This is a genomic window from Streptomyces sp. NPDC004561 (genome assembly GCF_053602155.1).
Genome location: NZ_JBSGDB010000548.1, coordinates 1 through 5,403 on the forward strand (window position 1 = coordinate 1; position 5,403 = coordinate 5,403).

The 5,403-nt window shown below is 70.9% G+C and carries 4 protein-coding genes; 1 reads left to right on the top strand and 3 read right to left on the bottom strand.

Features of this window, described 5'->3' with window-relative positions:
* Window positions 1–134 precede the first annotated feature (134 nt).
* The gene (locus ACWEN3_RS40360) at window positions 135–1,415 is read right to left on the bottom strand and encodes an amidohydrolase (protein WP_452981881.1); all 1,281 of its coding nucleotides are present in this window, start codon (window positions 1,413–1,415) and stop codon (window positions 135–137) included.
* 45 nt (window positions 1,416–1,460) lie between these two features.
* Window positions 1,461–2,129, bottom strand: a complete 669-nt coding sequence (locus tag ACWEN3_RS40365; protein WP_452981883.1) for a trimeric intracellular cation channel family protein — start codon at window positions 2,127–2,129, stop codon at window positions 1,461–1,463.
* A 349-nt stretch (window positions 2,130–2,478) separates the two neighbouring features.
* On the opposite strand from ACWEN3_RS40365, the gene ACWEN3_RS40370 reads away from it, so the two are divergent.
* Window positions 2,479–4,215 (top strand): SpoIIE family protein phosphatase, encoded by a 1,737-nt coding sequence (locus ACWEN3_RS40370; RefSeq protein ID WP_452981886.1) that lies wholly within the window; start codon window positions 2,479–2,481, stop codon window positions 4,213–4,215.
* Between the two features lie 300 nt (window positions 4,216–4,515).
* Here the strand turns inward: ACWEN3_RS40370 and ACWEN3_RS40375 are convergent, their stop codons facing one another.
* Window positions 4,516–4,986 carry a hypothetical protein gene (locus ACWEN3_RS40375; RefSeq protein WP_452981888.1) on the bottom strand — a complete coding sequence of 157 codons (471 nt, stop codon included), beginning with the start codon at window positions 4,984–4,986 and terminating at the stop codon, window positions 4,516–4,518.
* Window positions 4,987–5,403: the final 417 nt, after the last annotated feature.

Sequence of the window (5,403 nt, forward strand, 5' to 3'; positions counted from 1 at the left end):
ACACAGGAGACCTTCCGCTGCGTCTCGTGCGGCCACCACGCGCACGCGGACACCGTGGGCGCCATCAACGTTCTACGGGCCGGGCCGGCCCGTCGCGAAGCCCGACCGGCATGGCGAGAAGCCCAGGCGTTGCCTCACAGGCTGGTGGGGTCGGGGCCGGCAAGTCGGGTCAGTGAGGCCGCGATCAGGGCTTGGACGCCGGTGTCGAGGGTGGGCTGGAGGACTGGTGCGAAGCGGGGGCTGTGGTTGACCGGGATGTCCTGGGAGACCGTGCCGCGTTGCTGAGCAGTCTGATAGGTGTCCGGATCGATGCAGCCGAGGGCCCAGTAGGTGTAGGGGATGCCGAAGGCGTCCGGGATCCGGCTGAAGTCCTCGCTGGCACTCTGCAGGGCGGCGGTGCCGGCGCGCTCTGCGAAGGTCGCGGTGAAGGCGGCGGCGACCTCGCGGGTCACCGTGGCGTCGTTGACGGTCGGCGGGAAACGGGTGCCCTCCTCGATCTGCGGCTCGCGGGTCGCCCCGGAAGCGTCGCACTCGGCCCTGACGATGCGCCGTATCGCGGCCAGGACCGCCTGGCGGGTGTCCTCGTCGTAGGTGCGCACGTTGACCAGCAGCTCGGCCGTCTCCGGGATCACGTTGCCGCTCGTGCCCGCCTGCACGGAGCCCACGGTCAGCACCGCCGGCTGGGTGGCGGCCAGCTCGCGCGAGACGATCGTCTGGAGACGGACGACGATCATCGAGGCCATCACCACGGGGTCGATCGCGGCCTGGGGTGCCGATCCGTGAGCGCCTCTGCCATGGACCGTGATCTTGATGTTGTCCGCCGCGGAGAGGAAGGACCCGGCGCGTGTGCCGACCTGACCGGCGGGATAGGGCAGCACGTGCTGGGCGAATGCGACGTCCGGGTGGGGAACACGGCCGGTGAGCCCGTCGGCGAGCATCCGGTCGGCGCCGTCGCCGGGCTCTTCGGCGGGCTGGAACAGGGCCAGCAGCGTGCCCTGCCAGACCCTTTGGGCTGTCGCCATCAGACGTGCCGCCCCCAGCAGACAGGTGACGTGCATGTCGTGCCCGCACGCGTGCGCCACGGGCACCTGCCCTCCGGAGGCATCGGTGGCGCGGGCCGTGCTGGCATACGGCAGACCGGTCTCCTCGCGGACCGGCAGGGCATCCATGTCGGCCCGGAGCAGAACGGCGGGGCCGTGGCCGTTGGCCAGTACACCGACCACGCCGGTGCCACCGATCCCGTCGTGCACCTGATAGCCGCACTCCCCCAGACGGTCCGCCACTCGGGTGGCCGTCCGATGCTCCTGCCGTCCCAGCTCCGGATGGATGTGCAGGTCCTCGTAGAAGGCTTCCAGCTCGGACCGGATGCCGGCGAGCTCTGCCACCACCGCGTCCACGGACTCCTTGAGGGTCATGGCTGCGTGCTCCTCTCCGATGATCGCTCGTCTCGCCGGTCGGGCTCAGGGGCCGCGGCCGCGCATGGCACCCGGACGCCAGTCACGGCTGCCCGGCAACCTCCAGCCCCAGGTCAACGCGGCCAGCCGCAACGCGACGCCGACCACGACCCCGGCCACAATGCCGACCGTGGGCACGCCCAGCCGGCTGCAGAGGACCATCACCCCACTCACCAGCATCGCCACGGTCGCGTACAAGGGGGTGAAGCCGAAGACGGCAGGGGTGCGCGCCAGCAGCAGGTCCCGGATGGCACCGCCACCGACCGCCGTGATCGTGCCCAGCAGCACGGCCGGCAGCCAGCCCAGGCCGACCGCGAGGGTCTTCTGCGCCCCGGCGACCGCCCAGACGCTGAGCGCCAGGGCATCGAGCAGGTTGAACGCCCAGCCGGAGGTGTGACGGCTCAGGTCGGCCACGAAGGCCAGCATCGTCCCGGCAGTGGCGACCGCGATATAGGTGTAGTCGGTCAGGGCGACGGGCGTGCCGTGCTGCAGCAGAGTGTCGCGGAGGATACCGCCGCCGAGACCGGAGACGATGCCGATGACCAGGAAGCCGAACAGGTCCAGACGGCTGGCCCGTGCCAGCACCCCGCCCAGCGTGCCGTTGGCGAACACTCCGCTCAGGTCCAGCACCCGGGTCACCTCGGTCACGTTCTCCGGCGACACATAGCCGGTCACGCAACAGCACCTCCCTTCCCCACCATCCGACCAGTTCCAGGAGTCACCCGCCTGCCGAGCAGGGAAGCCGGCGACGCAGTACGCAGCAGTCCAGGCACCGCTCCGGTGAAAGGGCACGGCCGCCGCGTCGGCGCCGTGCCCTCTCGGCATACTCGGCGTTGGTCGACAAATCCAGCAAGAGCCCGGTGGGCAGGATGCCGGCCAGGACGCGTCGACAGCCCGCTGCGCGGCATCAGGGGCGGGACACCGCTGGCTGCCGGCCCGGCGGCTGACCCTCCCCTGCAGCGGGGCACACGGGTAACGGGGCACACGGGTAAGGGGAAGCGAGACCTTTAAGGGAGGCGAGGACATGGTGGGACCGGAGCGCACGCAGAGCGAGCAGAAACAGGCCGCGGCAGTGCCCTCTGCTCACCTCGTCCCGGCGCTGGAGGCCATCGGGGCGGGGGCCTACGTCGTGGACGAGCAGGGCTGTATCGTCGCCGCCAACCGTCGCACCGAAGACCTGCTGGGCCGCCCTGCCGACGAGCTCGTGGGGCAGGACGCTCACGACCTGCTGCACCGCGGACCGCAGGGCCAGGAGCTGCCCGCGACGCAGTGCGGCATGCGACAGGCGTTCCACGCCGGGAGCCCGGCCCAGGGCGGCGGCGAGTACTTCGCCCACGGTGACGGCTCCCTGCTCCCCATCTCCTGGACGATCACGCCGTACGACATCGGCGACCACGGCGCCGGCACACTCGTCGTCTTCTACGTCCCCGAGCAGGTCCCTGGCACCGGACCGCGTCCGAAGCGGGCCGCCGGGACGCTGAGCGACTTCGAGCGACTCGCCCTGCTCGCCGAGACCACTACGCAGCTGACGTCCACGTTCGACGTCGAGGAGGCGCTGCGCCGGCTCACGGCCCTGGTCCTGCCGCGCCTGGCGGACTGGGCCGTCATCGACCTGATCACCGAACGCGACGAGGTGTGGCGCACCGCCGTGGTCCAGGCCGACGGCGGCACCCTGATCCACCACGAGGACCTCCAAGGGCCCATGCCGCCGGTCCCGGAGGAGTCTTTGATGCCCCTGTCGAAGGCACTGCGCGGCGTCGCCTCCGCTCTGGCCGGCCCCGACACCTACCAGGGCTCCCCCGACTCCGGGATCACGGCCGAGCAGCAGCGCCTGTTCGAGACCACCGGTATCCACTCCGCGGCCATGGCACCCCTGCGCAGCACCCGCGACGTCCTGGGAGCCCTCACCCTCGGCCGCGCCGCCCAGCCCGGCGCCTTCACCATTGCCGACCTGCCCCTGCTGGAGGACATCGCCCGTCGCGCCGGCCTGGCCCTGGACAACGCCCGCCTCTACCAGCGCCAGCGCAAGGTCGCCGAGACCATGCAGAACCACCTGCTGCCCCAGATGCCGAGCGTGCCCGGCCTGCAGATGACCGTCCGCTACCTGCCCGCCCCCGACGCCTCCCAGGTCGGCGGCGACTGGTACGACGCCTTCACCCTGCCCGACGGCGCCACCGCGCTCGCCGTCGGCGACGTCGTCGGCCACGACCTGGAAGCCGCCGCCGGCATGGCCCAGCTGCGCAACATGCTCCGCGCCTACGCCTGGTCCCAGCAGCAGCCCCCCAGCCGGATCGTCGAACGCCTGGATGAGGCGATCATGCCGATCACCGATGTCGCCATGGCCACCCTCGCCTTCGCCCGGGTGACGAAGACCAGCGACGGCCACTGGCAGTTGTCCTGGACCAACGCCGGCCACCCCCCTCCCCTGCTCATCACCCGGGACGGACTGGCCCAGTACCTCACCGACGGCCACGGTCTCCTGCTGGGGACGGGAGTGCGCACCTCCCGCCCCGATGCCACCGTCCTCCTGCCCCCGGGCTGCACGCTCCTGCTGTACACCGACGGCCTCGTCGAAGCGCCCGGCCGTACCCTCGACGAGGGCCTGAACCGACTGCGCCAACATGCCGCCGCCCTCGCCCACCGCCCCCTGCCGTCCTTCACCGACCAGCTCCTGCACCGCGTCCACCCGCCCGGCCTCGACGACGTCGCCCTCCTCGCCCTGCGCACACCGCACAAAGCCGCACCAGCACAGCCTCGCTGAGGAGCGGGTAAGCCATGTGCCGCCTCATGTCGACGGGGTGATGCCGTCCGGTGACGCGGACACCGTGCGATCCCGGCAGCCGGCAACCGGACCCGCCGGCCCAGAGTTTCAGCAGCTGTTCCGTCACCTCGCGCATGTCGCCGGTGTCTCAGAAGGCGGAAGAGGGGCTCTGGGCAACGATGTGCCCTCCGCCGCTGTGGATCACGCAGTCAGAGCCACGGAGTGCTGCTGATCTGACATACCGTCGATTCGCACCGGGAACCTCAGCCTGGGGGCGGAGGTGTAGCGCTCGCGCCCGCCTCACAGCGTGAGCCGTCCGGCACGCGTTGAGCCTGCGCTGCCGCTCGTCGCGGCCGGACGGAAGCTGCGGTTGAAGTTCACAGCGATGTTCAGCGCGAGAAAGTTCTTTCCGCTGCCCGTCCAGGCGCGCAGCAGGATGCGGTGCTCGGCCACCGGCACCGTCTCGGGAAGCTGGAGGTTCCACGTCAGCCGCCACGGCCCTGCGGGCGGCCTGAGGTCACCCGACAGTCTCGCGCCCACGCTCTCCAGCAGTTCGGGCAGTCCGTAGTTCCTGTCGAGCATCTTCACCGGGCCGAACTTCATGATCACGTTGCAGGTGATCCGGGTCAGGTCGACGGACTCCTTGAGGTGGCCGTTCATCTCCCAGCAGACCTGGTGTCCCAGCCACGGCAGAGCCGGGGTCAACGTGATGTCGAGGCCGTCCAGGACATAGGTGTCGTCGCTCACGTCTTCCACGAGGCAGATACCCATGTCACTCCTTCACCCGTTCGCGGAACGGAAAAACGCCGGGAAGAGTGCCGGGGCGCCGGCTCGGGAACAGGCACCGGCGGCCGGAAACCCCCAGGTGGGCCCGCCGGTGAAGGTGGGACAGCCGCGCGGACACCGCATCCTGCGTGCCTGGTGTCCGGCTCCGGCAGGGTGTGCACGGGGCGTGGCTGTCGGAGAATGGTCCTACTTGGACCCCGGCCCGATTCCGGCGGGCCGGGGCTCCACAGTATGCGGTCGGGCCGCGCGTCAGTCCTCCTTGTGGTGCTTGATCACCCGGAAGCTGGCCACGACACCGTCTTCGACCTCGATGCCGTCGGTGCATCCCGGGCGCACGCCGTCGCTGGAGCTGTGGGGTCCGACGGTGGCGATGGGAGCGCCGTTGTCGCAGACCGCCCCGCG